At 38.6% G+C, this 1,243-nt stretch carries 2 protein-coding genes; one reads left to right on the top strand and one right to left on the bottom strand.

Features of this window, described 5'->3' with window-relative positions; genetic code table 11:
- On the bottom strand, nt 1-355 hold a 355-nt coding region (locus VXQ92_RS19015), incomplete at its 3' end, for a PLP-dependent transferase (RefSeq protein ID WP_416682849.1).
- 167 nt (nt 356-522) lie between these two features.
- Here VXQ92_RS19015 and VXQ92_RS19010 point away from each other — a divergent pair.
- Nucleotides 523-1,243 (top strand): type 1 glutamine amidotransferase (locus VXQ92_RS19010; protein ID WP_416682848.1); only part of this gene is annotated, 721 nt, incomplete at its 3' end.

Here is a 1,243-nt window from a genome sequence, read left to right as displayed (position 1 = left end):
TTAGGTGTTCCAGATTCGGACCATATATGTTGTCTGGCACCCAAACTTCATCACCTGTTGCTAACACAGCAGAATTTACGAGATTAATCGCAGATAACCCGCTTGGAGCAAGTAGGCAGTATAAACCACCCTCAATTTGAGCAATATTGTCGCCTAGTGTAAATGTCGTAGGCGTACCGTGGGTGCCATAACTATAGTCATAAGGATCGGTCCAATGACGGTCAAAAAGGTGCGAAGTCGATTTAAAAATAATAGTTGATGCACGAAATAAGGGAGGTTGCACGGTTTCAATAAATTGAGGTGCTTTTCGTGGTGCATGAATGAGTTGGGTTTGGAAATTGTTATGCTTTTTCATGGGGCGCTATACTTTACATAATGAGATTAGATTAAGAGAAAACTTACTTAACTGCTAGATTTTTGATTATTTCTAAGATGTTTCGTTACTAGTGTAACATTCACTAAAACTTGGCTTTATTTTTGCAAAGATCAAACCAACATTCTAACAACAATAGGTTTAAGCGCATGAAGTCGCATTTACGTGTTCACTATTTTCAACATATTGCTGGCGAAGGTTTTGGAAGCTGCTATTCATTCTTAAAAGCACACCATGCAACGATAACAGCTACAGAGTTTTTTGCACTTCCAGTTGATCTCCCTTTGGAAATAGAAGCATTGCCACATATTGAAGATGTGGATTTGCTACTTATTATGGGGGGAACTATGAGTGTAAATGATGAGGCAAATTATCCATGGTTAAAAATAGAAAAAAGATGGATACGTCGTTATTTGGCGGCGGGAAAGCCTGCGATAGGACTTTGTCTCGGAGGCCAACTTATTGCCAATGCACTAGGAGCCGCCGTTAGTAGAAACCGTTATCAAGAATTGGGATGGTCGACCGTACAAAGGGTGCCGAATTTACCTAAAGAAAGCTTTTTATTACCAGAAAAAATAAATGTAATGCAGTGGCATAGTGAAACTTTTGAGATTCCTAAAGGTGCGATTCATTTAGCAGAGAACTCAGTTTGTCGTAACCAGATGTACCAAATTGGTTCAAATGTTCTTGGTTTTCAATTTCATCCAGAAATGACACCGAAGGTATTAAATCTTCTTTTAGAGAACGAACAAGAGCTTTCTATTTTTAAAGGTGAGTATGTCCAATCTTTAGATGAACTACATCATTGCGACATCCAAAAGTTTGAACAAGGCAATCAACTTTTAAACAGGGCAATAGAGTTCGTGGTCA

The organism is Acinetobacter sp. 228, from assembly GCF_048147885.1.
The sequence above is the reverse complement of the archived record's forward strand: the minus strand, read 5'-3'. Positions and strand labels throughout refer to the sequence as shown.